This window comes from Agromyces cucurbitae (assembly GCF_058349945.1).
This window is the reverse complement of the sequence record NZ_JBYRES010000002.1, coordinates 72,740-99,367: the sequence shown is the minus strand read 5'-3', so window position 1 is coordinate 99,367 and position 26,628 is coordinate 72,740. Positions and strand designations below refer to the sequence as shown.

The 26,628-nt window shown below is 71.6% G+C and carries 26 protein-coding genes; 11 read left to right on the top strand and 15 right to left on the bottom strand.

The window, feature by feature from the left end:
• Positions 1 to 48: 48 nt before the first annotated feature.
• Entirely contained in the window at positions 49 to 990 is a 942-nt protein-coding gene (locus AC3RJ6_RS07390) for a helix-turn-helix transcriptional regulator (protein WP_491426337.1), read from the bottom strand.
• 155 nt (positions 991 to 1,145) lie between these two features.
• On the opposite strand from AC3RJ6_RS07390, the gene AC3RJ6_RS07385 reads away from it, so the two are divergent.
• Both AC3RJ6_RS07385 and AC3RJ6_RS07380 read left to right on the top strand, forming a co-directional pair.
• Complete coding sequence (locus AC3RJ6_RS07385; protein WP_491426336.1) at positions 1,146 to 2,204, top strand: 2-phospho-L-lactate transferase CofD family protein; 1,059 nt, start codon at positions 1,146 to 1,148, stop codon at positions 2,202 to 2,204.
• Between the two features lie 207 nt (positions 2,205 to 2,411).
• Positions 2,412 to 4,997, top strand: a complete 2,586-nt coding sequence (locus AC3RJ6_RS07380; RefSeq protein ID WP_491426335.1) for a M64 family metallopeptidase — start codon at positions 2,412 to 2,414, stop codon at positions 4,995 to 4,997.
• 95 nt (positions 4,998 to 5,092) lie between these two features.
• Here AC3RJ6_RS07380 and AC3RJ6_RS07375 read toward each other — a convergent pair whose 3' ends face one another.
• Positions 5,093 to 5,482, bottom strand: a complete 390-nt coding sequence (locus tag AC3RJ6_RS07375; protein ID WP_491426334.1) for a VOC family protein — start codon at positions 5,480 to 5,482, stop codon at positions 5,093 to 5,095.
• An 87-nt stretch (positions 5,483 to 5,569) separates the two neighbouring features.
• Here AC3RJ6_RS07375 and AC3RJ6_RS07370 point away from each other — a divergent pair, with 87 nt between their 5' ends.
• From AC3RJ6_RS07370 to AC3RJ6_RS07360, 3 genes are all read left to right on the top strand, one after another.
• Entirely contained in the window at positions 5,570 to 6,295 is a 726-nt protein-coding gene (locus tag AC3RJ6_RS07370; RefSeq protein ID WP_491426333.1) for a TetR/AcrR family transcriptional regulator, read from the top strand.
• A 118-nt stretch (positions 6,296 to 6,413) separates the two neighbouring features.
• Positions 6,414 to 7,394, top strand: coding sequence for an EamA family transporter (locus AC3RJ6_RS07365; protein ID WP_491426332.1), 981 nt, complete (start codon positions 6,414 to 6,416; stop codon positions 7,392 to 7,394).
• A 99-nt stretch (positions 7,395 to 7,493) separates the two neighbouring features.
• Positions 7,494 to 7,712, top strand: a complete 219-nt coding sequence (locus AC3RJ6_RS07360; protein WP_491426331.1) for a hypothetical protein — start codon at positions 7,494 to 7,496, stop codon at positions 7,710 to 7,712.
• A gap of 16 nt (positions 7,713 to 7,728) precedes the next feature.
• On the opposite strand, the gene AC3RJ6_RS07355 is transcribed toward AC3RJ6_RS07360, so the two are convergent.
• The 5 genes from AC3RJ6_RS07355 to AC3RJ6_RS07335 are packed head-to-tail and all read right to left on the bottom strand — an operon-like array spanning position 7,729 to position 12,093.
• Positions 7,729 to 8,076 (bottom strand): hypothetical protein, encoded by a 348-nt coding sequence (locus AC3RJ6_RS07355; RefSeq protein ID WP_491426330.1) that lies wholly within the window; start codon positions 8,074 to 8,076, stop codon positions 7,729 to 7,731.
• On the bottom strand, positions 8,076 to 8,915 hold the full coding sequence (locus AC3RJ6_RS07350; RefSeq protein ID WP_491426328.1) for a DODA-type extradiol aromatic ring-opening family dioxygenase: 840 nt from the start codon (positions 8,913 to 8,915) through the stop codon (positions 8,076 to 8,078). The genes AC3RJ6_RS07355 and AC3RJ6_RS07350 overlap by 1 nt, the downstream gene beginning before the upstream one ends.
• Positions 8,916 to 8,964: 49 nt before the next feature.
• Entirely contained in the window at positions 8,965 to 9,828 is an 864-nt protein-coding gene (locus tag AC3RJ6_RS07345; protein ID WP_491426327.1) for an amidohydrolase family protein, read from the bottom strand.
• Entirely contained in the window at positions 9,825 to 11,084 is a 1,260-nt protein-coding gene (locus tag AC3RJ6_RS07340; RefSeq protein ID WP_491426326.1) for a CaiB/BaiF CoA transferase family protein, read from the bottom strand. Before AC3RJ6_RS07340 ends, AC3RJ6_RS07345 begins: the two co-directional genes overlap by 4 nt.
• Complete coding sequence (locus AC3RJ6_RS07335) at positions 11,074 to 12,093, bottom strand: alcohol dehydrogenase catalytic domain-containing protein (protein ID WP_491426325.1); 1,020 nt, start codon at positions 12,091 to 12,093, stop codon at positions 11,074 to 11,076. The genes AC3RJ6_RS07340 and AC3RJ6_RS07335 overlap by 11 nt, the downstream gene beginning before the upstream one ends.
• A gap of 262 nt (positions 12,094 to 12,355) precedes the next feature.
• On the opposite strand from AC3RJ6_RS07335, the gene AC3RJ6_RS07330 reads away from it, so the two are divergent.
• Positions 12,356 to 13,450, top strand: a complete 1,095-nt coding sequence (locus AC3RJ6_RS07330) for an ABC transporter substrate-binding protein (protein WP_491426324.1) — start codon at positions 12,356 to 12,358, stop codon at positions 13,448 to 13,450.
• A gap of 293 nt (positions 13,451 to 13,743) precedes the next feature.
• Here the strand turns inward: AC3RJ6_RS07330 and AC3RJ6_RS07325 are convergent, their stop codons facing one another.
• From AC3RJ6_RS07325 to AC3RJ6_RS07290, 8 genes are all read right to left on the bottom strand, one after another.
• Complete coding sequence (locus AC3RJ6_RS07325) at positions 13,744 to 13,992, bottom strand: putative antibiotic biosynthesis monooxygenase (RefSeq protein ID WP_491426323.1); 249 nt, start codon at positions 13,990 to 13,992, stop codon at positions 13,744 to 13,746.
• Between the two features lie 224 nt (positions 13,993 to 14,216).
• Positions 14,217 to 14,636 carry a RidA family protein gene (locus AC3RJ6_RS07320; RefSeq protein ID WP_491426322.1) on the bottom strand — a complete coding sequence of 140 codons (420 nt, stop codon included), beginning with the start codon at positions 14,634 to 14,636 and terminating at the stop codon, positions 14,217 to 14,219.
• A complete protein-coding gene (locus AC3RJ6_RS07315; RefSeq protein WP_491426321.1) occupies positions 14,633 to 15,472 on the bottom strand; it encodes an ABC transporter permease in 840 nt (279 codons plus the stop codon). The genes AC3RJ6_RS07320 and AC3RJ6_RS07315 overlap by 4 nt, the downstream gene beginning before the upstream one ends.
• On the bottom strand, positions 15,469 to 16,302 hold the full coding sequence (locus tag AC3RJ6_RS07310) for an ABC transporter permease (RefSeq protein ID WP_491426320.1): 834 nt from the start codon (positions 16,300 to 16,302) through the stop codon (positions 15,469 to 15,471). Before AC3RJ6_RS07310 ends, AC3RJ6_RS07315 begins: the two co-directional genes overlap by 4 nt.
• Complete coding sequence (locus tag AC3RJ6_RS07305; protein ID WP_491426319.1) at positions 16,299 to 17,135, bottom strand: ABC transporter ATP-binding protein; 837 nt, start codon at positions 17,133 to 17,135, stop codon at positions 16,299 to 16,301. Before AC3RJ6_RS07305 ends, AC3RJ6_RS07310 begins: the two co-directional genes overlap by 4 nt.
• Before the next feature lie 141 nt (positions 17,136 to 17,276).
• Entirely contained in the window at positions 17,277 to 18,269 is a 993-nt protein-coding gene (locus tag AC3RJ6_RS07300; RefSeq protein ID WP_491426318.1) for an LLM class flavin-dependent oxidoreductase, read from the bottom strand.
• Position 18,270: 1 nt separating this feature from the next.
• Complete coding sequence (locus AC3RJ6_RS07295; RefSeq protein ID WP_491426317.1) at positions 18,271 to 19,710, bottom strand: dihydroorotase; 1,440 nt, start codon at positions 19,708 to 19,710, stop codon at positions 18,271 to 18,273.
• Positions 19,707 to 20,687 carry an alpha/beta hydrolase gene (locus tag AC3RJ6_RS07290; RefSeq protein ID WP_491426316.1) on the bottom strand — a complete coding sequence of 327 codons (981 nt, stop codon included), beginning with the start codon at positions 20,685 to 20,687 and terminating at the stop codon, positions 19,707 to 19,709. Before AC3RJ6_RS07290 ends, AC3RJ6_RS07295 begins: the two co-directional genes overlap by 4 nt.
• Positions 20,688 to 20,964: 277 nt before the next feature.
• Here AC3RJ6_RS07290 and AC3RJ6_RS07285 point away from each other — a divergent pair, with 277 nt between their 5' ends.
• The 5 genes from AC3RJ6_RS07285 to ggt all read left to right on the top strand — a co-directional run bounded on the left by AC3RJ6_RS07285 (position 20,965) and on the right by ggt (position 26,615).
• Positions 20,965 to 21,975, top strand: coding sequence for a putative F420-0 ABC transporter substrate-binding protein (locus AC3RJ6_RS07285; RefSeq protein WP_491426315.1), 1,011 nt, complete (start codon positions 20,965 to 20,967; stop codon positions 21,973 to 21,975).
• Positions 21,975 to 23,165, top strand: a complete 1,191-nt coding sequence (locus AC3RJ6_RS07280) for a putative F420-0 ABC transporter permease subunit (protein ID WP_491426314.1) — start codon at positions 21,975 to 21,977, stop codon at positions 23,163 to 23,165. The genes AC3RJ6_RS07285 and AC3RJ6_RS07280 overlap by 1 nt, the downstream gene beginning before the upstream one ends.
• A complete protein-coding gene (locus AC3RJ6_RS07275; protein WP_491426313.1) occupies positions 23,162 to 23,986 on the top strand; it encodes an ABC transporter ATP-binding protein in 825 nt (274 codons plus the stop codon). The genes AC3RJ6_RS07280 and AC3RJ6_RS07275 overlap by 4 nt, the downstream gene beginning before the upstream one ends.
• Before the next feature lie 178 nt (positions 23,987 to 24,164).
• Entirely contained in the window at positions 24,165 to 24,689 is a 525-nt protein-coding gene (locus tag AC3RJ6_RS07270; protein WP_491426312.1) for a nucleoside/nucleotide kinase family protein, read from the top strand.
• A gap of 90 nt (positions 24,690 to 24,779) precedes the next feature.
• Positions 24,780 to 26,615 carry a gamma-glutamyltransferase gene (gene ggt / locus AC3RJ6_RS07265; RefSeq protein WP_491426311.1) on the top strand — a complete coding sequence of 612 codons (1,836 nt, stop codon included), beginning with the start codon at positions 24,780 to 24,782 and terminating at the stop codon, positions 26,613 to 26,615.
• Positions 26,616 to 26,628: the final 13 nt, after the last annotated feature.

The following is a 26,628-nucleotide window of genomic DNA, read 5'->3' as shown; positions in this document are numbered from 1 at the left end:
CGGGCGAGCCGCTGCGCGCACGGTGGGGCACGGAAAACGAACCGGAGGTCACGACCGCGCGCGGCGGAGCTGCTCGCCGGGCGTGCAGCCGTACTGCTCGCGGTAGTAGCGGGCGAAGCGCGACGCCTGGCCGAAGCCCCATCGGCGCGCGATGACGGCGACGGACTGGACGCCGAGCAGCAGGTCTTCGCGAGCACCGGCGAGCCGCACCCGACGCAGGTACTGCATCGGGGTCTCCCCGGTCGCACGCCGGAACGCGTACTGCAGCCCACGGGTCGAGATGTGCACGGCCGCCGCGACCTCGTCGATCGTGATCGGCTCGCGGGCGTGCTCGTCGAGGTACGCCATGGCCCGTCGCACGGTCGCATCGGCGGGGCCCCGCTGCGGCACGCGCTCGATCGCCTCGAGGTACGTGGTGGGGATGGCGGCGAGTGTCAGCCGCAGCGCATGCGCCGCGAGCTCGGCCGCGATGAGCGGCTCGTCGTGCGCGCCGTCGTCGACGAGCGAGCGCCGCACGTGGTCGAACGCGCTGAGCCAGGCGCGCCCGGCGGCCGGCGACGCCGGCTGCTCGTCGAGCACGCGCAGGCGCAGGGTGTCGTCGCCGCTCATCCGCCGGGCCACCTGCTCGGCCGCAGCCAGATCGAAGATGAACGCCCGCACGTTCGCCTCGCCGCGCCAGCTGGCCTCGACGCGGTGGCCGCTGCTCGCCCACGGCATCGCGGTGTCGAACGCGTTCCGGGCGGTGCCCACGCCGCCGCCCGGCGTGGTGAGCTGGCAGACGAAGAACTGGTCGGTCGCGTCGAGGACCGAGTCGACGTCGGCATCGAGCCGGTACTCGACGAGGGAGAAGCCGGCGAGCGAGGCGGAGTCCCACTCGAACCGGAACCGGTCGGGCTCGACCCGCTTGATGCTCGCGGTCGGGGCGAACTGCCGCCAGATCGGCTCCACGACCCCGACATCGGTCGACCGAAGCCGCATCACGTCGCCCATCGAATCCCTCCCTGACTCCCGGCTGCCGTTCGAGCCGAGTGGTCACCCTAACGTGCCGTCCGGGCGGTACAAACGGGTTGACATCTCCACGATCTCGGGGCAATCGTGTGACGCCGGCGACTCCGGTGCGCGGTCGCGCGCCCTACGCTTGACGGGTGAAGATCACCGTGCTGGCCGGCGGCGTCGGCGGTTCCCGCTTCGTGCTCGGCCTGCGTGAGGCGGTTCGGCGCCGCGCCGCCGAGCAGCGCGACGGCGAGGCATCCCCCGACGAGATCACGGTGGTCGTGAACACCGGCGACGACGTGTGGCTCGCGGGCGTGCGGCTCATGCCCGACTTCGATTCGCTGCTCTACGCCCTCGCGGGAGTCAACGACACCGAGCGCGGCTGGGGCCGGGCCGGCGAGACCGAGCGCGTCGCCGCCGAGCTCCGCGAGTGGGGCGTCGGCTGGCCGTGGTTCACGCTCGGCGACCTCGACCTCGGCACGCACCTCGCCCGCACGTCGTGGCTGCGTGCGGGGTTCACGCCGTCGCAGGTGGGCGAGCGCCTGCAGCGGCGGTGGCCGCTCGGTGCGCGGCTCATTCCCGCGACCGACACCGAGGTCGACACGTGGGTCAGGGTGGATGCCGCTGCCCTCCGCGCGGCGACCGGGACGTCGCAGGGCGACGCACCGCCGCCCGCCGGCGCACCGACCCGGGCCGAGATGCACTTCCAGGAGTGGTGGACCCGGCATCGCGCCGCCGTGCCCGCGCTCGAGTTCACGCAGCGCAACCTCGCGCAAGCGCGCCCCGCGCCCGGCGTCGTCGAGGCGATCCGCGACGCCGACGTCGTGCTGCTCGCCCCCTCGAACCCGGTCGTCTCGATCGGCACGATCGTCGCCGTGCCCGGCATCCGCGAGGCGCTCGCCACCACCGCCGCACCGGTCGTCGGCGTCTCGCCGATCATCGGCGGCAAGGTCGTGCGAGGCATGGCCGACGCGTGCCTGCCCGTCATCGGCGTCGAGACGAGCGCCGAAGCGGTCGGGCGGCACTACGGTGCGCGGTCGGGCGGCGGCATCGTCGACGGTTGGCTCGTCGACGAGTCGGATGCCTCGGCGCTGCCGTCGCTCGCCGACGCCGGGCTCGTCGCGGCGGCCGTGCCGCTGTGGATGCGCGACGCCGACACCTCCGCGGCGCTGGCCGAGGCGGCACTCGGGCTCGCGGCGTCGATCCGGTAGTCGGCGCAGCACGCGGCACCCGCTCCAGTTGTCGCACCCCTCCGGTGGCCGGTTCGGCATTCGTCGAATCTCGTCGAGGATCGCGCCGGATGCGTTAGGCAAGTGCTCGAGGGGTCGCCGACGATGACGGCCCCCGAGTCGCACCGTCGGGGGTTCGCGGCGGTGCCGGACCGGCGCCGCCGCGTGCGGAGCCCAGGAGGGTGACTCATGAGAAGCAGGTCGTCCGTCGCCGCGATCATCACCGTGATCGCGACGCTCATCACCGGGGCGGTCGTCGCCTCGCCGGCGAACGCGGAGGAGGTGGCACCGCTCCCCGATCCGAAGGTCGTTCCCGTCCAAGTGACGGGGCCCGCCGCCGACCGGCTCAACCTGATCGTGCTCGGCGACGGCTATCAGGCCGATCAGCAGTCGATCTTCCGTTCCGACCTCGACCGGAACCTCTCGGTGCTGTGGTCGACGGAGCCGTTCCGCACGTACCGCGACTACATCAACGTCTACTCGGTCGAGGTCGCCTCGATCGACTACGGCGTGCGCTGCGACCCCGACGGGCGGGTGCGTCATCCCGACGGGACCATCCGCGACACCGGTGAGCGCGAGGGGCCGATCAACGAGAAGAACACGGCCCTGCGCATGAACTACGGCGGCGGATGCAGCGACCCGCTCGCCCGCGGGGTCACGCCCGCCGGCGCCCCGGTCGGCTGCGAGGACGACGCCGGCTACTATCCGCCGGGGGTGAACCCGTGCGAGACGGGCTCGCAGGCGCTCAGCCGCATCCTCGAGACGTACGTCGCACCGGAGCTCGGCATCCCGCGCAACTCGCAGAACCTGCAGACGCTCGTGATCTTCAACACCTTCACGTACGGCGGCATCGGCGGGACGAACGCGACGACCTCGGGCGGCTCGCCGCAGGGGCCGCTCATCTCGATGCACGAGCTCGGCCACTCGCTCGGCACGCTCGCCGACGAGTACCCGTACTCGTCGCGCGACGTCGTGCGCAACTGCTACGCCGGCGCGGAACCCTCGAGCTTCCACCACACGACGTACACCTCGGCCGAGCAGATGATCGCCGACCAGAAGAAGTGGTTCCGGTGGCTCGGCGAGGAGTCGATCTCGGGCGGCACCATCGGGCTCTACGAGAGCGGCAACACGTACCCGTGCGGCGTGCGCCGGCCGAGCGAGCACTCGATGATGCGCTGGCTCGGGTTCGACTTCGACCAGATCGGGCGTGAGAACATGGTCGCCCGAATCACGGGCATGCGGAACGCCGGCATCATGAACGTGGACGCGACGACCGACACGACGGTGCCGGGTGACGGCGTGCTGTGGGCCGAGGCGGGCCACCCCCGCTTCCACGAGCTGCAGTACACCTGGCGGGTCGGCGGCCCGACGGGCGAGGTGCTCGAGACGCGCGGCAACCCGTACCTCGACCTCGAACCGCTCGACCTGCCCGAGGGCACGGTCGTCAACCTCGAGGTGCGCGACCCCGTCGGCCCCGACGGCATCGACTGGGTGCGCAATCCGTCGACGAACAACACCTCGTCGGACTCGGGGTTCAACGGCCCGCGGTTCGTGCAGGCGCGGCAGTGGACCGTCGGTCCCGACGGCGTGACGGCGTCGGAGCCCGAGGCCGAGATCACGAACGCGACGCTCGACGTGCAGCCGGTCGCCGCCGACGAGATCGTGTTCGTGGAGACGAACCACCCGACCGATCGGGTGCTCGACGTCGCCTGGACCGTCGACGGTGAGACCGTCGCGAACCCCGGCAACCGGCGCACCCTCGACCTCGGCGAGCTCGGCCTGGCGGCGGGAACGCACGAGGTGAGCGCCACGGTGACCGACCCGGCCGACCCGTCGAAGACGGACTCGAAGTCGTGGACGATCGACGGTGTGCTCCCGACGGCGCCACGCACGCTCAGCGAGCCGCTCGTCGAGCTCGACGGCGACCTCGAGCACCCCGTCTACTTCGACGGGTGGGACATGGCGCTCGAGCCGCAGGACGACACCACCGGGTACGACGGCGACCGCGCGGTCGTCGGCCAGTTCCGCCTCGACGACGACGGCTGGTTCAACTACTTCGGGTTCCCCGAGCAGCAGGACACGCCGTTCCACTTCTCGCACTCGGGTTCGGTCGTGAAGGCGCTCACGTACGGCAACCTCGGCTCAGGGGGCCTCTCGAAGGCCGCGTTCGAGCAGACGCTGCCCGATGATCACCCGCTCGGCGGATTCGTGCCGGGTTACGGCACGCACGTCGTCGACCACCGGGCGATCGACCCTGCGGGCAACGTCGGCGAGTACGAGAGCTACCGCGCGACGGTGCTGCCGGGCGAGCGGGCGGAGTGCGACACGACGCTCACAGGCTCGCAGTCTCGCGTCGTCGCGAAGACGGGCGTGACCTGCATCACCGATGCGACGGTGCGCGGCGGCATCACGGTCGGCGCGGGCGCGTCAGTCGTGGTCGCGGACTCCACCGTGAGCGGCGGCCTGCGGGCGACCGACGCCGCGGCCGTGCAGATGTTCGGTTCGACCGTGAACGGGGCCACGATGGTGTCGGGCACGACGAGCGACATCACGATCGCCGGGACGACCTTCACTGGCGATGTCGTGTTCACCGGCAACACGCAGGTGAGCGCGAACGAGCGGTTCTCGCGGCTCGCGGGCGCGTACGGGCCGGTGTTCGTCGGCAACACGGTGACGGGCGACCTCGCCTGCTCGGCGAACAGCGCCGCGCTCTCCGACTTCGGTGCTCCGAACTCGGTGCGCGGGGCGAAGAGCGGCGACTGCTCGGCGCTCTGATCAGCGAGACGGCGGGGCGGCACCGGTTCGGTGCCGCCCCGCCGCTCGTCGGCGATGCCGACGTCGGCCCCGCTGGCTTGCCGGCTCCCTGGCGATCAGGCGTCGGGCGTCACCCACTGCACGAGCTGCCAGACGATGCCGTTCGGGTCGGCGAACTGGCAGTAGCGCTCGCCCCACGGCTCGGTCTCCGGGGCCGTCACGACGCGCGCGCCCGTCGCGGCGATGCGGTCGAACTCGGCGTCGAGATCGTCGACGCCGAAGACGAGCAGGATCCCCTGGCCGGCCGACCCGGCGATCTCCGCCGGCTTGAACGTCGCGAGGCCCGTCGCGAGGAAGATCAGGTTCGAGCCCCCGTCGGCGTGCTGCAGCGACACGAAGCCGTCGGCCTGCATCGCCGTCTCGTAGCCGAGATGCACGCGGGCGAAGGCCGCAGACGCCTCGACGTCGGGCACGTTGAGCGAGATGGCGGTCTGGGTGATGTGCATGGATGCTCCCGTCATTAACTCTGTACGTCGTACAGTTCAATGTACAACGTAGAGTGTTGCTGAAGGTATTCCCGAGGAGGTCCGGTCATGCCGCAGCCGCTCGTCGATCTGCTCTGGCGCGACCATGTCGGCGCCCCGGTCGGCGGGCGCCGCGGCCCGCGTGCGCGATACTCCACCGGTGACGTCGTCGAGCGCGCCGTCGCCCTCGCCGACGACGGCGGGCTCGCCGCCGTCACGGTGCGCGCCTTGGCGCAGTCCCTCGAGCTGACGGCGATGTCGGTGTACACGCACGTCAACAGCCGCGACGACCTGCTCGTGCTCATGGCCGACCGGGTGCACGCGCAGATGCCGATGACGCCGTTCGGCCGATCCGCCTGGCGCACACGCGTCCGGCGGATCGCCGACGACAACGTCGCGCTGTTCCGCGCGCACCCGTGGCTGCTCGACGTCGACGATGCCCGCACCGTACTCGGACCGGGCACCATCGCGAAGTACGACCACGAGCTGCATGCCTTCGACGGCACCGCCCTCGACGATGTCGAGCGCGACGCCGCCCTGTCGTTCGTGCTCGACTACGTGCGGGCGGCCGCGGCCAGGATCATCCGCCCGAAGTCGTCCGACGATCTCGGCGAGACCTGGCAGCAGTCGGCTGCCACGCTCGCCCGATACCTGGGCGACGACTTCGCCCTCGCCCAGCGGGTCGGGCGAGCGGCCGGAGAGGCGATGGGCGCGCCGTACGACGCCGAGCGGGCCCGGGCGTTCGGCCTCGACCGCGTCATCGCCGGACTCGGCGACCTCGACGTCACGAGGTGATACCCGCGCAGAGCGATCGGCCCGCCCACACCCGGGGCCGCCGACCGTGGCAGGGAATCGACGGCGTTCGGCATCAGCGGGCGTGCGCTCGAGGTGACGCGTCGGGCAGGCTGAGACGATGATCACGATCGTGGCGCTCGCGCTCGGTGCGGCGCTCGCGTACGGCGTCGGCGACTTCCTCGGCGGAGTCGCCGCTCGACGCGCCACCGTGTTCGCCTCGACGACCGTGAACTACGCGGTCGCGGCGCTCGTGCTCGTCGTGGTGGTCGCCATGACCGGCGGGGTCTGGTCGACGCAGACGGTGACGAGCGGGCTCCTCGCCGGGGTGCTCGCCCTCATCGGGTTCCTCGCGTTCTTCGCCGCGCTCGCGGCCGGACCCATCTCGCTCGTCACGCCCGTCATCGCCTTGCTCAGCTCCGCGGTTCCGGTCGGTGCGGCGCTCGTCATCGGCGAGCCGCTGAGCCCGCTCGTATGGCTCGCGGTCGCCATGGCGGTCGTCGGTTCGGTGCTCATCGGCATGGAGCACCGGCTGACCGTCTCGGGCCTCAGCACGCGCACGGTCGTCCTCACGCTCGCCGCGGGGCTCGGTTTCGGCTTCGCGACGGTCGCCCTCGACCGCGTGCCGGACGATGCCGGGCTCGTCCCCGTGCTGCTCGACTCGACGACGGGCGCGGTCGTGCTGCTCGCCGTCGCGCTGCTCGCCCCCGTGAGCGCCCCGACCCGGCGGCTGCTCGCGCTGCTCGACCCGCCCGCGCCCGCAACCGTGCCCTCGACCACGGCTTCTGCAGGAGATTCGGCCCGATCCCCCGCTCACACCGGGGATGCCGACGAATCTCCTGCAGAAGCCGGGAGCCGAGGGGTCGTGTCGCCGGCGATGCTGCTCGCGGCCGCTGCCGGGCTGCTCACCGGCGTCGCGAACGTGCTGCTCATGCTCGGGCTGCTGGCGGGCAACGTCGCCGTCGTCGCGGTGCTCACGAACCTCTACCCGCTCGCGACGATGGCGCTGGCCTGGATCGTGCTGCGCGAGCACCTCTCACGGGTGCAGCTCGTGGGCGCCCTGCTCGCCCTCGCGGCATCCGTGCTGCTCGGCGTGGCCTGAGCGCTGTCAAGCCCGTTGCCCGGCCGACCACCGGCTGCGAGCGTAGCCACGTGGCCGATCCCCGGATCGCGCCGCTCCGACCACGAGCAGGAGGCTGCCATGACCTCGATGAACGACCCCGAGACGACCGCCGAGACCGAGGCCCGTCGGGCCGGCGACCGCGAGACCGAGCGTCTGGCCCGCGACGTCGAGGGCCGGGGCGAGGAGGAGCGCGAGCGCGAGGCGACCGACCCCGAGACCGCACCCGATGACGCCGAGCCGATGACCGAGTCGACCGACGGCGGCCTCGAGGGCGGCGACCCCGGCGTCGAGGAGTGAGCGTGGGCCGCGCCGCCTAGGGGATGTAGTCGACGACCCCCTGCGGCGCGACCGCCGCGCGGTACTGCTCGACGAGGTCGCGCCAGCCGAAGCCCTCGCCGAACTCGTGCGCGTGCACGGCCTCGGTGAAGTGCCACAGCAGGTACGGGTGCGCGCCGAGCGCGTAGAGCGCCTCGTAGTCGCGTGCGGCGAACGCCGCACGCTCGGCCTCGGTGAGCTCGCGATCGTCGGCGGCGCCCTCGGGCCCGGTTCCGCTCGCGAGCCAGGCGCCGACGTACACGTCGGGGTCGGCGACGTAGTCGGCCACCCGTGCGTCGCTGAGCTCGACGTACCGCATGAACTTGTCGACCATGTACTTCGTCATCAGCGGGTCTCCCACAAGAAGAACGGGCTCGACGCGAACCGCGACTCGGCGACGTCGACGTGGTCGGCGGGCCGGCCCATCGCGGCGAGCGCGGTGATCGCGTTGAGGTACTGGTAGGTCATGCAGCCGGCCTCGGTGATGCGCTCGAAGTCGCTGCACACCCGGATCGCGGCCTCGAGGTCGCCGTCGCGCATCCAGGAGGCGGCGGCCGCGTCGAACTCGGGGTCGGGCGAGCCGGCGAACGTGCGCGGGCCGCCCACGTCGTTGGCCATGTGCCCCGAGGTGAGGATCGCGACCCGAGCGGAAGACTCCCACGCTGCGATCGACGCGCGCAGGTGCTCGCCGAGGGCGATGAACCGGCGCACGCTCGGCACGGGCGGCATCGACGCGTTCGTGTGGATCGGGACGACGGGCACGTCGAGCTCGGGCCGCACGTACTGCAGCGGGATCACGAAGCTGTGGTCGAGCCGCCACTCGAGGCTCACCGAGAAGTCGATCGCCTCGGGCAGCACCGTGCGTCCCGAGATCTCGTCGGCGAGCCCGCGGTGCCCGGCGACCTCGACGTACTCCATGCCGAAGGTGCGCACCTCGTTCTCCCACGTGCCGTGGTACGACTCGGCCTTGCCGACGACGAACGCGGGCGAGGTGTCGTAGAAGAACTGGCGCAGGTGGTCGGTGCCGATGACGACGACCACGTCGACGTCGTGCTCGGCGAACGCGCGGCGGAACCGCGAGAAGTTCGCCGCCACGCCCGCGAGGTCGTCGGGCATCGGGTCGCGCATCGCGCGCCATAGCAGCGGGTTGTGCGGCGTCGCCGCCGCGAGGACGAGTTCGGCCATGCGGGATGGTTCCTTTCGTGGGGCGGATGCCTCGGGCGGACGGCGCCGCTCAGATTCCGAACAGCTTGCGGGCGTTGTCGAGCAGGATCTTCTGCCGCGACTCGGGCTTGAACGGCAGCTCGGCGAACTCGTCCATCCAGCGGTCGACGGTCATGACGGGCCAGTCCGAGCCGAACAGCACGCGGTCGGTGATGAGCGAGTCGGCGTAGCGCACGACCTCGGGCGGCAGGTACTTCGGCGCCCAGCCCGAGAGATCGAGGTAGACGTTCGACTTGTGCCACACCATCGCGAGGTTCTCGAGGTGCCACGGCCAGGCGGGGTGCGCGCTGATGATCTTGAGCTCGGGGAACTCGGCCGCGACGTCGTCGAGGTACGGGATCGGCCGCGCGTTCTCGAGCCGGTACCCGCCACCGCCCGGGGTGCCGGCGCCCGCGCCCGGGAAGCCGGAGTGGAACATCACGACGAGCCCGAGTTCGGCGCACGCCTCCCAGATCGGGAAGAAGCGGCGGTCGTTCGGCAGGAACTTCTGCCGCGACGCGTTGAGCTCGCCGACGCCCGCGATGCCGTACTCGGCGTGCATGCGGCGGATCTCGGCGATCGCCGCCTCGCCCTTCCACGGGTCGATGCCCGCGAAGCTCAGGAACACGTCGGGGTGGTCGACCTGGGCCCGGCCCAGCAGGTCGTTGGGCGCGCCCTTGATTCCCGAGGTCGTCTCGGAGTCGGAGTTCACGATGACCGCCATCATCTTGCGGTCGCGGTACTGGTCGGCCTGCTCGGCGAACGAGACCGCCGGGCGCTCGCGCCCGAAGTGCTTGGCCATCTGCTGGTGGCGCTTGCCCATCGCGGCGAGGAACTCCTCGGTCTGCGGGTGGGTGTGCACGTCGATCGCGACGAGCTCGTCGGTGCGGGTCATGCGCGGGTCCCCTCTTCGATCTTGGCGGTGTCCTGAGCTTGTCGAGGGGATGCCTCGCGGAGCAGTTGCCCGTCGTGTTCGCCGAGCCTCGGGGCGGCTCGCAGCGTCGGGCGACCGCTGCCGTGGAACACGGTGCTCGGCAACGGCACGCGGAGCGGCCCGTCGTGGCCGTCGATCTCTTCGACGAGGCCCATCGACGCGACCTGCGGGTCGTCGAACAGGTCGGCGACCGTGTTGAGCGGCCCGTGCGGGATGTCGTGGGCGGCCAGCCGGTCGAGCCAGTACTGGCGCGGCATCCGGGCCGTGATGGCCTTGAGCTCGACGTCGAGCTCGTCGTAATTGCGCACGCGGGCCTCGCGCGTCGAGAACCGCGTGTCCGCGCCGAGCGCGGGGTGCTCGAGCACGGCGAGCAGACCCGTCCAGAACTTCTCGGGCACCGACATGTGGATGACGAACGCCCGACCGTCGGAGCCGCGGCACGCGTAGGCCTGCGCACGCCGCGGGCGGGAGTCGGGTCCGGCGACCTGGCCCGTCTCGAGGTAGGTCGACGCCGCCTCGGTGAGGAAGTCGATGAGCGAGCCGACCATCGAAACCTCGAGGTGCTCGCCCGCTCCGGTCGCGTTGCGGGCATGCAACGCGGCGAGCACGGCCTGCGCGGCCTGCATGCCGCTCAGCAGATCCGAGAATGCGGGCCCCATCGGCCGCAGGATGTGCTCGGGCACGACCTGGCTGTACATGCCGCCGACGGCGGAGATCACGGTGTCGTAGGCGGGGCGCTTCGCGTAGGGGCCGTCGGCGCCGAAGCCCGTGATCGAGCAGGAGACGAGGCGCGGATTGCGCTCGCGCAGCACCTCGGGCCCGAAGCCGAGCCGGCTCGCCACCCCGGGGCGGAAGTTCTCGATGAGCACGTCGGCGTCGCCCGCGAGACGCAGCAGCTCGGCGAGGCCGTGCTCGCTCTTGAGGTCGAGCACGACGGCGCGCTTGCCGCGGTTGTAGGCGGCGAACTGCGGGCTCATCGCCCCGTGGCCCTCCCAGCGGCGCATCGGGTCGCCGTCGGGCGACTCGACCTTCACGACGTCGGCGCCGAGGTCGGCGAGCAGCTTCGCGGCGTACGGACCGGAGATGTACTGGCCCAGCTCGATCACTCGGATGCCGGCGAGCGGCCCCGCGGGTTGAGGAGGGAGCGCAGCGACCGTCTCGAAACCCTTGGATTGAGGAGGGAGCGCAGCGACCGTCTCGAAACCTTCAGCTGACATCGATGATCACCTTTCCTGGGGGCGAGTCGGCGAAGCCGCGGTACGCGTCGCGAATTCCGGCGAGCGGATGCCGCGACCCGACGACCGGCACGGCGACGCCGCTCGCGACGAGGTCGAGGGCGCGGCGCACCTGCGCGTAGTCGGCGCTCGCGACGCCGATGAGGCGCTTGCGGCGGAGGTAGAAGTCGCGCGCGTCGAGCTCGACCCGCGGGTCGACCGAGGCCGCGCAGAAGACGGCGCGCCCGCCCCAGCCGAGCGCGGCGATGCCGGCCGCGAGCGTCGGCCCATGGCCGCTGACGTCGATCACGACGTCGAAGCCGCCGTGCCGATCGGTCTCGGCGGCGAGGGTCGTGCGCAGTTCATCGGGGCTCGTCGCCTGCAGCGCACGCACACCGGCGGGAGTGGCTTCGAGGGCGCTGCGGGACGTCGCGACGACTTCGGCGCCGAGGTGCGCGGCGAGTGCGGTCGCCGCGCGGCCGAGGGTGCCTCCGGCGCCCGTGACGAGCACGCGCTCGCCCGCCGCGACGCCGGCCGTGTCGAGCGCGTTGAGCACGATCGGCACGCTGTGCACGGCGGCGGTCGCGACCCCGGCGGGGAGCGTTCCGCGTGCGAAGGCGTTGCGCGCCGGCACGGCGGCGAACTCGGCCGCCCCGCCGTCGCGGTGCACGCCGACGACCGTCTGCGCCGGGCAGTCGGCCTCACGTCCGCGGGCGCACGCGGGGCAGTCGCCGCACGAGATGTTGGGCTTCACGACGACCGCGTCGCCGACGCACGCAGGGTCGACGCCCTCGCCGACCGCGACGATCACGCCGGCGGGGTCGATGCCGAGCACCCGCGGCAGCTTCGCCGCGACGCCCGGCCCGACGCCCGCGATGACGTTGAGGTCGAGCTGGTTGACGCCGACGGTCTCGACTCGGACCAGCACGTCTCCCCGGCCCGCGGTCGGCACCTCGCGGTCGACGAGGTCGAGGCCGTCGAGGCCGTGGGCCGAGAGCACCGCTGCGCGCACCGCCTGCCTCCATCTCGTCGTCGAGTCGCGGCCGTCTCCGCGAGGTCTTCGGAAACGGTATCCATGCCTCACATGCACGAGCCAGAGCGTTGCCATGCCCAATCAGGTGCAGGACATGCCTCTTCGCGGCCCTTCATCTCGAGGCTTCTGAACAGAACCATAGACAGTTCCGCCCATTTTGGATACCGTATCCAGCAATTCGCGACGAGGCGAACGCTCTCCGCGGGAGCCTCAGCGCACCACCCGTCAGGAACGGAGCATCATGCGCAGATCAATCCCCCGCTCAGCCCATGCGACGATCGTCGCCGCGGCATCCCTCGCGCTGCTCGCCGGCTGCGCCGCGACCGGCCCGGGCGCGGCATCCGGCCCCGTCGAGCTCGCCGACGGCGAGCCCGGTGCCGCCGAGGACACCGAGATCACGGTGGCCATTCCCTTCCCCGACGTGACCATGTACTCGATGTACGTGCTCGCGAGCGACCTCGGCTACTACGAGGACGAGGGCCTGACTGTCGAGGTCATCACGGCCGACAACGTCACCGCGGCCGTCGCGTCGGGCAGCGCCGACATCGGCGTCGAGTCGACCGGCACCGTCATCGAGGCGATCCGCGGCGGGGTCGGCGTCGACCTCGTCGGCGGGCACTACTGCCGGCAGAACTTCGACTTCGCCGCCCAGAAGGGCGTCACGAAGGTCGACGACCTCGACGGCACGTCGATCGTGCTCGCGGGCACCCCGGGCGACCCGGCGGAGTTCCAGCGCAAGCGCGTGCTCAAGGAGGAGGGCTGGGACCTCGACACGGTGCAGACCGAGGTCGTCTACCCCGGCCCCGGCTCGGAGTCGTGGACCGAGTTCTTCGTGAACGACAAGATCTCGATGCAGCCGTTCTACGCCGACGACCGCCCCGCCCTCGAGGAGCACGGCGCCGAGATCATCGTCGAGTCGCTGCGCAACTGGGCCAACGACGTGCAGGTCGCGGGCTCCGGCTGGGCGGCCGAGAACCCGAACTCGCTCGTGCGGTTCCTGCGGGCGACGCTCAAGGCGACCGACTACATGACGGCGCCCGCGCCGGGCGAGTTCCCCGAGAACGTCGACTCGGTGCTCGACATCTACGAGGCCAACGACTTCGACGTCAGCGACCTGCGCGACTCGGAGAGCCCCTGGGTGCTCGACGGCCACCTCGCGTGCCCGAACCTCTACTTCGACACCGAGGCCTGGGACACGACGATCGAGACGCAGAACCTGCAGCCGCTCGAGTTCGACGAGTCGCAGCTCGCCTACCTGCTCAAGGCGCAGGAGCTGCTCGGCCTGACGAACGAAGGTCCGGCCGACCTGATCTACCCCGGCGACGCGTCGAAGTGAGCTGACCGCTCAGCGGCTCGCACCACCTCACGACTCGCCCCCTCTCACCGAGAGCCCCCGCCGCAGCGCATGACGGCGGGGGCTTTCGAGTACTCGGGCGAGCCGAGCCATCGCACGCATGGCGCACAGCTCCGCTCCTCACAAGTCTTCAGGCGCAGGTCGATCGCCATTCCTCCCGAGGAGCGTTCCGCGATGGAGCAATGCCAGTTCCGCCTCACGATGAGGCGGAACTGGCATTGGTCGATCGAGGAACTCCCGCGCGACGTCTTCGCGCGGGTCCGGCCGGCGCGAGGCTAGACGGCGCGGCGGGCGAGGAGTCTCCGACGGAGCCGGTGGAGGACGGGCATGATCGCGTAGATGACGATCGGCACGGCGATCGTGACGACGACGAGCGTGCGCGGCACGAGCGGCAGCGCCGCGAGCAGGGGCCCGAGCACGAGGTTGATGCCGAGCAGGGTGGGCGTCACCGCGAGCCAGATCATGAGCGCGAGTTCGTGCTTGCTGGGCGGCTTGGGGATGGATGCGGGAACAGGCGTGCTCACGGGTGCCTCTCGTGGTGGATGGAGCGTGCGTACGAGAGCCAACAGTGCCGAGGTCCCCCAACGCGCGCAACGCACGTTGCCGAAACAGCAACGCGCTGGCGCCGACCGGGCACGCCGTCGACGCGGGGCCGACCCCCGTCATCGCGCATGAGACGGGGGCCGGCGGTCTGCGGGGCACTCGGTGATCGCGGGTCCTGGGTTTCGAGACGCTCCTTCGTCGCTCCTCAACCCGCCGCGACGGGCGCAATCGCGGCGATCGCCTCGATCTCGAAGCGGTACTCGGGTGAGGCGAAGCCCGCCACCTGTACGCGCGTCGACACCGGGAAGTCGTGCGTGAAGTACCGCGCGCGGATCTCCCGCACGTCGTCGCGCACGAGCGCGAACGACTCCCCGACGAACACGTTCACCTTCACGACGTCCGAGGGGCTCGCGCCCGCGGCATCCAGCACCTTCGCCAGGTTCTCGAAGGCCAGCTCGACCTGTTCGCGCGCCGTCGAGGGCATGGACCCGTCGGGCCGCATGCCGATGATGCCGCTCACGAACACGAGGTCGCCGCCCGAGACGCGGATCGCCTGGCTGAAGTCCGCCGTCGGCGGGTAGACCCCCTCGGGGCGGATCACCTGCTTGCGGAACGAAGACGTCACGACGCCCCCGCGATCTTGCGGTCGTCGTACCAGGGCGCGAGCCGTCGACGCAGCGTCGAGATGAGCACGAGCGTCAGGTTCGCGATGATCACCATCACGATCACCATCGCGATCGCCTCGGCCATGTCGAACTGGTACGCCGCGTACTCGAGCATGTGGCCGAGCCCGCCGGTGCCGCCGAGGAATTCGCCGAGCACCTCGCCCGTGAAGGCGAGCGCGGCGCCGCGCTGGATGCCCGAGAGGCTGTATGGCAGCGTCGCCGGGAAGATGACCTTCCAGCCGAGCGCGATGCCGTTGACCCCGTAGACGCGGCCGGCGTTCACGAGCGAGCCGTTCACCGTGACGGCGCCCTCCATCGTGTTGAGGATGATGGGGAACACCGCGAGCAGGAACACGAGCGCGATCTTCGACGCACTGCCGAGCCCGAGCGCGAGGATGAAGAGCGGCGCGAGCGCCACCTTCGGCGTCGAATAGAGCAGCCACAGGAACGGCGCGACCGTGAACCGCAGCGCCGCCGACCAGCCGACGGCGAGACCCACGACGACGCCGACGACGACCGCCAGCACGAGACCGATGACGACGTTCGTCATGCTGTACGCGAAGGCCTGCCAGAAGGCGGGGTCGACCATCAGCTGCGCGAAGGATGCCGCGACCGCGGTGGGCGGCGGCAGGAAGGCCTCGGGCACGAGGTGCAGCCAACTGACCGCCGCCTCCCAGATGAGCAGGATCGCCGCGACCACGCCGATGAGCAGCCACGTCCACTTCGCCTCGTCGCGGCGCACGACCCGGCGGGGTCGCACGATGCGCATGGTCCCGGTCGCACTCGTGACGCTCATCGCCGGCCCTTCCTCGTCCACGGGGCGGTCCAGCGTTCGACGAGGCTCACGAGCTGCGCCATGCCGACGCTCCAGAGCATGACGATCGCGATCGCCGCATACGCCTGGCCCGTCTGGTAGGTGTTGACCGACTTGATGATGAGGGCGCCCATGCCGATCGCCGAGCCCGACAGCTCGGCGACGACCATGCCGATCGTCGCGAGCACGACCGCCTGGCGGAGGCCCGCGAACAGGAACGGCACGGTCGACGGCAGGTACACCGACCGGTAGAGCTGCAGGCGGCTCGCCCCGTACACGCGGCCCGCCCTGATGATCGACGGGTTCGTCGTGCGCATGCCCGCCGCGACGTTGAGCAGGATCGGGAACAGCGCGCTGATCGCCACGAGGAACACGACCGGACCGATGCCGAAGCCGAACCACGCCTTCGCGAGCGGCTGGTAGGCGATCGAGGGGGTCGCGTAGATCGTCCACGCGATGGGACCTGCGACCCGGTCGACGGGCAGCGACGTGCCCATGAGCAGCCCGAGCGGGATGGCGATGACCGCCGCGATGACGAACCCGATGAGCCACGCCTGCAGCGAGATGAGCAGGTTCGGCCAGAGCACGCCCGAGGCGACGAGCTGCAGGAATCCCTGCCAGATCGCGGTGGGCGGCGGCAGGAAGACCGGGTTGATCCACCCGAGCACCCCGACGACGAGCTGCCAGACGAGCAGCATGACGACGACCTCGCCCGCCAGCACACCGGCCTTGCCGGCCGGGCTGAGGCCCGCCAGCCAGGCGCCGACGCCGCCGCGGCCGAGGTTCGGCCCGCTCGCGAGGAACGCGCTCATTTCGAGACCGCCGCCGCCGTCGCCTCGCCCTGCAGGGCGTCCCACAGGTGATCGCGCAGCTCGAGGAACCGCGGGTCGTGCTGCACGCTGCGCTCCGAGCGCGGGCGCTCGAGGCCCGTCTCGATGACCTCCTTGATCGCACCCGGATGGCTCTTGAACACGACGATGCGGTCGCCGAGCAGGATCGCCTCCTCGATCGAGTGCGTGATGAAGAGCACCGTCTTGCCGGTCTTCTGGATGAGCTTGTCGATCTCGTCGCGCATCACCTCGCGGGTGAGGGCGTCGACGGCGCCGAGCGGCTCGTCCATGAGCAGGATGCGCGGCTCGGCGACGAACGCGCGAGCGAGCCCGACGCGCTGCTGCATGCCGCCCGAGAGCTCGCGCGGGTACGACGACTCGAAGCCGGCGAGGCCGACCATCTCGATCGCCTCCTGCACCCGCTCGCGCCAGCCCTCCCCCTTCAGCCCCTTCTGCATCTCGAGCCCGAACTTCACGTTGTCGAAGACGGTGCGCCACGGCAGCAGCGCGTAGTCCTGGAACACGACGGCGCGATCGGGCCCCGGCCCCGTGACGGTCGAGCCGTCGACGAGCACGGTGCCCGACGACGGCTTCACGAGCCCGGCGACGACGTTCATGAACGTCGTCTTGCCGCAGCCCGACGGCCCCAGCACCGTCACGAACTCCCCCTCGTGCACGTCGAGGTCGACACCCTCGATCGCGACGAGCCGCTTGCCGGTGCGGGCCACGTCGTAGGTCACCGAGAGGTCGCGCACCGAGATCAACGGTGCCGGTGGGGATGCCTCGTGGCTGCGTGGTTCGGTCGTCGTCGTCATTCGCTCCTCCTCGTTGAGGTTTCGTGTCGATGATTCTGGTGGGTTGAGGAGCGACGAAGGAGCGTCTCGAAACCCGCACCACGTGGGGCTGGTTTCGAGACGGTCGCTTCGCTCCCTCCTCAACCCGCTCGAGCGGTGCGGCTACGCCGCGGCCTGCCCCTGGCGGAACTTCGGCAGCACTTCGGTGCCGAGCAGCTCGATCTGCTCGAAGAACCGGTCGAACTTGAACCGGAAGTCGAACACGAGGTGCTCGACGCCGAGCGCCTCGAACTTCTTGATCTCCTCGACGGCCTGGTCGGGGTCGCCCACGATGAGCTGGCCCTCGAGGTCTTCGACGGTCTGGAAGCTGCCCGACTCGGGCTTCACCGTGAAGCGCGCCTTGTTCGCCCAGGCGAGCAGGCCCGGGATGTTGACGTGCTTGAGCGCCTCCTCGCGGGTGTCCTCAATGGACGTCGGGGGGATCACGGCGACCGTCGGCATCGGCCGGCCCGAGGCATCCGTCATGCTCTTCATGACCTCGATGCGCTTCTCCATCGTGCGCAGCGAGATGCGTCCCGGCATCCAGCCGTCGGCGTACTCGGCCGCGAGGCGGGCCGACGCGGGCGTCGCGCCGCAGTACCAGAACGGCACCGGGCCGCCGACGGGCTTCGGCTCGATCGTGACGTTCTCGAACGAGAAGATGCCGTCGTCGTAGGTGACGTCGTTCTCGGTGAACACGCGCTTCAGGATCTCGGCGTTCGACCGCACCATCTCGACGCGGTTGAGGTCGCCCCAGCCGACGGCCTCGAACTCGTGGTCGAAGGTACCGGCGCCGAAGCCCAGGATGAGGCGCGGGCCGACGAGCTGGGTGATCGTGCCCGCCATGAGCGCGGTCACGAGCGGGTGGCGGAACGGGATGAGCGAACCCGTGCCGAGCTCGAGCTTCTCGGTGACCGCGCCGATCGCGGTGAGCGTCGTGAGCGCGTCGTAGAAGGTGCGGTTCGGCTTCTCCATCTCGCCGTGCGGCTCGAAGACGAGGTGGTCGCGCACCCACACCGAGTCGAAGCCCCGGTCCTCGGCGAGCTTCGAGCCCTCGAGCAGCTTCTCGCGGCTCGCCTCCTCGCCGAAGTGCGGCAGCAGCAGTCCGAATTTCATGTCAGTTCCCTTCCTGTGCGCCGCCGACGGCGAGCGCATCGCGTGCGGCCGCGGCCGCGGAGTCGTCGGCCCGAGCGGCCGCGAGCTTGCCCTGACCGGGTCGGCCGACGACGACGCCGTCGGCGTAGACGTCCTCGCCGCGCACGAGGGTGCGCTCGATCCGGGCGGAGATGGTGCGGCCGTCGTACGGGGTCCAGCCGATCTTCGACAGCACGTCGTCGTTCGTGATCGTCCACTCGCAGGCCGGGTCGGCGATCACGACGTCGGCGTCGGCGCCGACCTCGAGCGTGCCCTTGACACCCGCGAGACCGAACTTCTCGGCGGGGATGCGGGCGACCATGTCGACCGCGCGCTCGAGGGTGAGCTCGCCCCGGTTGACGGCGTCGAGCATGAGCTCGTAGTAGTACTGGATGCCCGGGGTGCCGGTGTGGGCGCTCCACATCTCGGTCCAGCCGATCTCCTTCTCCTCGCGCGTGTGCGGCGCGTGGTCGGACGACGCGATGTCGATCGTCCCGTCGCGCATGCCCTCCCACACGGCGGCGCGGTTGTCGTCGGGCACCCAGTACGACAGCGCGTACGGGCCGAGGGTCTCGACGTCGTGCCAGGTGGAGAGGAACGGCGCCCAGTGGTTGACCTCGCACGTCACGTCGACGCCGGCGGCCTTCGCGCGGCGCACGGCCTCGATCGAGCGGCGGGTCTGGATGTGGGCGATGTGCACGGGGCATCCCGACGCCTCGGCGAGGCGCAGCACGACGTCGATCGCCGTGTCCCAGATGACGCCCTCGCGGGCCGCGTACGCCGAGGCGTAGCCCTGCGGCGTGTTCTCGCCGCGGGCGAGCACTTCGCCCTCGATGTAGTCCATGAGCGCCTGGTCGTGCGGGTGCACGATGAAGCGCTTGCCGGTCGTGGCGATGCGGTCCATGATCTGCAGCAGGTGGCCGTGGTCGTGGATGCCGGTGCCGGCCGGGTGCGGGTAGGTGCGGCCCGTGTCGACGACCATGTAGATCTTGTACGCGCAGATGCCCATCTCGGCCATCGGCACGATGTCGTCGAACTTCGTCGGTGCCGGGTTGTGGTTCCAGTCGACGATCGAGCTCGCCGTGTAGCGGTCGAACACGTCGCGCAGCGTCGTCACGTCGACGGTCGGCGGGTTGAGGTTCGGCATGCCGAACATCGTCGTGACGCCGCCCGCCGCGGCCTGCTGCGAGGTCGTGAAGATGTCGTCCTTGTGCTCGTAGCCGGGCTCGCGGGTGTGCACGTGCACGTCGACCATGCCGGGCAGCACGAGCCGGCCGGTCGCGTCGATCGTGCGGTCGGCCTCGACCGCGACGTCGGCGCCGACGATGCCGGCCACGCGGCCGTCGTCGACGAGCAGGTCGGCGGCGACCGGCCCCGACGGGGTGACGACGATGCCGCCGGAGATCCTCAGGTCGATGCTCATCGCACGACCTCCGAACGCGTTGCCTCCACGGGTGCCTCCAGTCGTTCTGCGGTCTCGCCCTGGCCGGGCGAGCGCGTGGTGCGGACCTCGACGTCGCTCGGCCGCACGTAGCGGTCGAGCCAGTCGACGATCAGCGGGGTGGTCTCGGTCCAGTAGCGGTCGTACGCCGCGTAGTGGGTGGTGTGCCGCTGCATGATGAGCTGCTTGGGCCCCTTCGCCGCGGCGTACAGCCGCTCGGCGTGATCGGTGGGGGTGGTCGCGTCGCCCTCGACGCCGATCACGAGCAGCGGCGTCTCGAGGCGGGATGCCGCGTCGATGGGCTTGTACGCGAGGATCTCGTCGGCGCACGAGAGCGGGATCGCGCTCGGGATCCGGTCGTCGACGTCCGCCTTGATGTTGGTGGCGCGGCGCTCGGGGGTGGGCACCATGATCTCTTCTCTGGGGTGCACGAGGCGTCCGGCGCCGGTCGTGACGCGGAGGCGGCGGTCCTCCTCGAGTCCGGCGAGGAATGCGAGCCACTCGTGCTCCTGCCGCATGCGGTGCAGCCAGTCGGTGCCGTCGGCGACGGGCACCTGGCTGACCGCCGCCTTCACGCGCGGGTCGGCGTCGGCGAGCAGCACGGAGTTGCCACCGCCCGTGCCGCCCGTGCCGAAGGCGCCGATCGCGTCGGCGTCGACGTCGTCGCGGGTGGTGAGGTAGGTGACGGCGTTCACGAGGTCCTGCAGCTGGCGGGCCGGCGAGAGGATGCCGCGGTCGCCCGCCGAGTCGCCGAAGCCGCGGTAGTCGAAGACGAGCACGCCGAAGCCGGCGGCCGTGAGCGCCTCGTGGTAGCGCACGTAGAGCTTCGCGTCCTTGAGTCCGAGCCAACCCGGGCCTTGCACGATCGCGCGGAGCGGCCCCGTGGCCTCGTCGGGCGTTCGCCAGATCGCGGCGATGCGATCGCCTTCGCTGGTGAACTCGACCTCGGTGCTCTTCATGCGGGTCCTCCCGGATCTCGACGCGGCGTTGCGCGGGACCCGGACACGGCGGGCGAATCGTCGCCCCGGCCCTGATCGAAGTGCTCGATCGAGGCCCGCGAGGACATCATGACCCATTTTGGATCCAGAATCCAGTATTGATTCCAGTTCGACTCCGGCGCTAGGCTGCGAAGCGACCACCGGGCTCGATTGCCCGGTCGTGGTGGCCCGGGATTGGGCCGCGAGTCGCCGACCGTCGTCGGACACGCCTGCACGCCATCCCGGAGGAACTCTGCCCATGCACCGCCACGCCCGCCTGCCCCTCGCCCTCACGGCCGTCGCCGCTGTCGCCCTGCTCGCCGGTTGCGCGAGCTCCGCCGGCGCCTCGCCCGCCGCCGATTCCGCCGGGAACGACGCCGGCGCCGAGGCATCCGGCTACCCGCTCACCCTCGACAACTGCGGCACCGAGGTGACGTTCGACGCCGCCCCCGAGCGGGTCGTCACCGTCAAGTCGTCGACGCTCGAGCTCATGCTCGCGCTCGGCCTCGAAGACAAGGTCGTCGGCACCGCGTTCGCCGACGGGCCAGTGCCCGACGAGTACGCCGACGCCGCCGCCGACCTCGAGGTGCTGAGCGACAAGGTGCCCTCGCAGGAGGCGACCCTCGCCGTCGAGCCCGATCTCGTCTACGCCGGCTGGGAGTCGAACCTCTCGGCCGAGGGCGCCGGCGAGCGCGACGCCCTCGCCGCACTCGGTGTCGCGAGCTACGTCGCCCCGGCCGCGTGCAAGGCCGCGGGCTACATGCCCGACCCCCTGACCTTCGACGAGGTCTTCCGCGAGTTCGAGGAGGCCGGGGCGATCTTCGGCGTGCCCGACCGTGCCGCCGACCTCGTCGCGTCGCAGCGCGAGGCGCTCGACGCGATCACGCCGTCGGAGGACGGACTCACCGCGCTCTGGTACTCCTCGGGCGACGACCAGCCGTTCGTGGGCGCCGGCATCGGCGCACCGCAGATGATCATGGATGCCGCGGGGCTCGAGAACGTCGCCGCCGACGTGCACGACACCTGGACGGCGATGTCGTGGGAGGCCGTCGTCGACGCGAACCCCGACGTCATCGTGCTCGTCGACGCGCCGTGGAACACCGCCGACGCGAAGATCGCCGCGCTCGAGTCGAACCCCGCGACCGCCGCGCTGCCCGCGGTGCAGGCGAAGCGGTACGTCGTCGTCGACTTCCCGTCGACCGAGGCCGGTGTGCGCAACGTCGACGCCGTGGCCTCGATCGTCGAGCAGCTGGGCATGCTGGAGGACTGATGTCCGACTCGTGGGTTGAGGAGCGCCCGACGCAGGAGGACGCGTCTCGAAACCGCGGGCTCGAAGGCCGCCCGCGGGTTGAGGAGCGCCCGACGCAGGAGGACGCGTCTCGAAACCCGACCACGGGTTTCGAGACGTCGCTGCGCTCCTCCTCAACCCGCCCGACCCTCTGGGGCATCGGCCTCGCCGTGCTCCTCGTCGTGTCGATCGTCGTCGCGGTGACGATCGGCCCGGCAGCCCTGTCGCCCGCCGACGTGCTCGCGAGCGTCGGCGCGCACCTCGGCTTCGGCGAGTCGACGCTCTCGCCCATCCGCGACGGCATCGTCTGGCAGCTGCGCATGCCGCGCGTGCTGACGGCCGCGGCGGTCGGCGCGGGGCTCGCGATCTGCGGCGCCGTGATGCAGGCGATCACGCGCAACCCGCTCGCCGACCCCTACCTGCTCGGGCTCTCGTCGGGCGCGTCGGTCGGTGCGGTCGTCGTACTCGTGCTCGGCTGGTCGCTCATGCTGCCGGTCGCGGCGTTCGCGGGCGCGATCGTCGCCCTGCTCGCGACGCTCGGCCTCGCACTCGGCGCCGGCCGCGCCGGCGGTGCCGGCCGTGCGACCGGCGCCCGGCTCTCGCCCACGGCGACCGTGCTCGCGGGCGTCGCGGTGACGAGCGTGTTCGGGGCGATCACGAGCCTCGTCATCTTCTGGAGCGCGACGAACGACAGCTACCGCGAGATCCTGAACTGGCTGCTCGGGTCGCTCTCGGGCACCGATTGGACCTCGGTCGCGATCTCGGGCATCGCCCTCGTCGTCGTCGGCCTGCCGCTCATCGCGAGCGCGCGCACCCTCGACGCCTTCGCGGTCGGCGAGACTGGCGCGGCCGCGCTCGGGGTGAACGTGGGTCGCAGCCGGGTGCTGCTGCTGGGCGGCACGGCGCTGCTCACGGGCGCCCTCGTCGCGGTGAGCGGGTCGATCGGGTTCGTCGGGCTCATCCTGCCGCACGCGGTGCGACTCATCATCGGGCCCGGGCATCGCGCACTGCTGCCGTTGTCGGCACTCGCGGGCGCGATCTTCCTGGTGTGGGCCGACACGGGCGCACGCACGATGTTCGATCCGCGAGAGCTGCCCGTCGGCATCCTCACCGCCCTCATCGGCGGCCCGGTGTTCGCCTGGCTGCTGCTGCGCCGAAGGAGCACGACATGAGCCTCGACCTCTCCCGGGTGCGCTTCGACCGTGCCGGGCGCACGATCATCGACGGCGTCGACGCGACGCTGCCTAGCGGTGCGCTGACCGCGCTCGTCGGCCCGAACGGCGCGGGCAAGTCGACGCTGCTGCACCTCATCGCCGCGGTCGAGCGCGCCTCCGCCGGCGACCTGTCGCTCGACGGGCGTTCACTGCCCGGGATGCGACGCCGTGAGCGCGCACGACTGGTCGCCCTCGCCGAGCAGCAGGGCGAAGTCGACGCGCAGCTCGACGTCGAGGCATCCGTGCTGCTCGGGCGCACCCCGCACCTCGGCGCGTTCGCCGCCGTCGGCGAGCACGACCGCGAGATCGCGGCGCGGGCGCTCGAGGCCGTCGGGGCCGTGCAGTTCGCCCGGCGACCGGTCACCGAGCTCTCGGGCGGCGAGCGGCAGCGGGTCGTGCTCGCGCGGGCGCTCGCACAGCAGCCCGAACTGCTGCTCGTCGACGAGCCGACGAACCACCTCGACCTCTCGGCCCAGCTCACGACGCTCGAGCTGCTCGGCGGGCTCGCCCGCGACGGGCTCACCGTCGTCGCGGCGCTGCACGACCTCTCGCACGCCGCGGCGTACGCCGATCACGTGATCGTGCTCGCCGACGGGAGGGTCGTCGCGGCCGGCGCCCCGGCCGAGGTGCTCACGGCCGAACTCGTCGAGCGGGTCTACGGCGTGCGGGCCGAGGTCGTCGACCACCCGATCACCGGGCGCCCGCTCATCGCGGTCGCCGCGCCCGGCGGCCCGTCGTCCGTCCGAACCCCGGACGGGGTCGCCGCCGCGCAATCCTGAGCGCCGGCACCGGTCCCGTCGGCCGCATCGCGCCGCGCCACTCGTGTCGCTCTCGGCTGGGATCCAGACCGACACGCCGCGGGCCGGGTCCCGGCGACGGCGTGTCGAGTCGAACCCCGGCCCAGACCGACCCGGGCGGACGGCGGACGGCGGACGGCGGACGGCGTAGCCTCGAGACATGAGCCCGATCCAGGCCGGACCGCTGCCGACGATCGAGTGGATCGCCGACGAGTTCCTGCACAACGCCCGCCGCGGGCGGCGACTCGTCGCGGTCGAGGGCGCCGACCCCGCGGCATCCGCTCGCCTGGCCGACGAGCTGGCTGCGACGATCGCCGCCCGCCTCGCGCTCGCGCCGACCGCGGCCGGCGCCGATGCGCACCGGCACGGCACGACCGTCGTGCGTCGCAGCGTCGGCGCCGTCGACGAGGCGACGCTGCGCGGCGAAGTCGTCGAGCCCTTCCGCGCGCACGAACTGCCGGGTGCCGAGGGCGACGACGTCGTGCTCGTCGTCGACGGTCGGCACCTGCTCGACGATGCGGTGCGCGGCGTGTGGCACTTCTCGGTGTGGACGCTCGCGGGGGACGAGCTGCCCCACTCCGGGGCATCCGTGATCGTGGATGTCACCGACCCCGAGCAGCCGACCCGGTACTACTACGACTTCTGCACCATCCCGCCGAGCGTGAACCGGCCCGGCCTGCGCTGACCACGGCGGGGGCGGCAAGGGGTTGCCGCCCCCGCGCCCCGGGTCTACCGTGAGCCCCAACGGGCAGATGTCACCACTTCGGGGGTCACCATGGTCAACGTCGATCGCGGCCGCTTCACGGCCGGCCGCAGCATCATCGCCATCGTCGCGGCACTCTCGCTCGCGGCGTTCGCCGCACCGACGGCCGCGTCGGCCGGCTCCGCCTCGGCGGGCGCGGTCGTGACCGGGCGGCCGGCACCACCCGCCCCGGCGACGTCGACGGGCTTCGGCGGGGCCGTCTCGTCGGTGGATGCCTCGGCCAGCGCCGTCGGCCTCGAGGTGCTGCGCGACGGCGGCAACGCGGTCGACGCCGCCGTCGCGACCGCCGCCGCGCTGGGTGTCACCGAACCGTACAGCGCCGGCATCGGCGGCGGCGGGTACCTCGTGTACTTCGACGCCGAGACCGGCGAGCTGTCGACGATCGACGGTCGCGAGACCGCGCCGGCGACGATGCCGAGCGACGCCTTCATCGACCCGGCGACGGGCACGCCCTACGCGTTCGCCGACGCCGTGTCGTCGGGGCTCTCGGTCGGCACGCCGGGCACGCTCGCGACGTGGGAGGCCGCGCTCGACGAGTTCGGCACGACGTCGCTGCGCGATGCGCTCCAGCCGGCGATCCTGCTCGCGACGAAGGGGTTCGTCGTCGACCAGACGTTCCGCGACCAGACGCTCGCCAACCAGGCGCGGTTCGAGGCGTTCCCCGACACGGCCGAGCTCTTCCTGCCCGGCGGCGACGCCCCGAAGGTCGGCAGCGTCTTCAAGAACCTCGACCTCGCGCGCACCCTGCGGCAGATCGCGCTCGGCGGCACCGACGTCTTCTACGAAGGACCGCTCGCCGACGAGATCGCCGCCATCGCGCAGGAGCCGGTCGTCGACGCCGATGCGACGCTGCCGGCCTACCCGGGGTACCTCACCGCCGACGACCTCGCCGACTACGAGGTGCTCGACCAGGCACCGACGCACATCGAGTACCGCGGCCTCGACGTCTACGGCATGGCGCCGTCGTCGTCGGGCGGCACGACCGTGGGCGAGTCGCTCAACATCCTCGAGAGCTTCGACCTCGCGGGCGCCGACCCGGTGCAGGCGCTGCACCTCTACCTCGAGGCCACCGCGCACGCGTTCGCCGATCGCAACGCCTACGTGGGCGACCCGGCGTTCGTCGACGTGCCGACCGAGACCCTGCTCAGCCAGGGGTTCGCCGACGCGCGAGCCTGCGTGATCGACCCGGATGCCGCGTCGGTGAAGCCCGTGCCCCCGGCACCGCTCGACGCCGCCGGGTGCGATGCGGTCGCGGCCGACGAGCCCGTCGACACCGAGAACATCTCGACGACGCACCTCTCGGTCGCCGACCGGTGGGGCAATGCCGTGGCCTACACGCTCACGATCGAGCAGACCGGCGGTTCGGGCATGACGGTGCCCGGTCGGGGGTTCCTGCTCAACAACGAGCTGACCGACTTCAGCTTCGTGCCGAACCCGGCCGACCCGAACATCGTCGAACCGGGCAAGCGCCCGCGCTCGTCGATGTCGCCCACGATCGTGCTCGACGACGGCGACGTGCGCTTCGTCGTGGGCTCACCCGGCGGGTCGATGATCATCACGACCGTGACCCAGGTGCTCGTGAACCGCATCGACCTCGGCATGACCCTGCCCGAGGCGGTCGCCGCACCGCGTGCGTCGCAGCGCAACACCGCGGCGGTCGCGGCCGAGCCGGCGTTCCGGGCGTCGTACGAGGCGGCGCTCGCCGCGTACGGTCACACGTTCTCGACCTCGGCCGAGATCGGCGCGGTCGCCGCGATCGAGGTCGACGCCGACGGGCTCATGACCGCGGTCGCCGAGCCGGTGCGCCGCGGCGGCGGTACGGGGCTCGTGGTCGAGCCGGCGGGCTGAGCCGCCTGCAAAG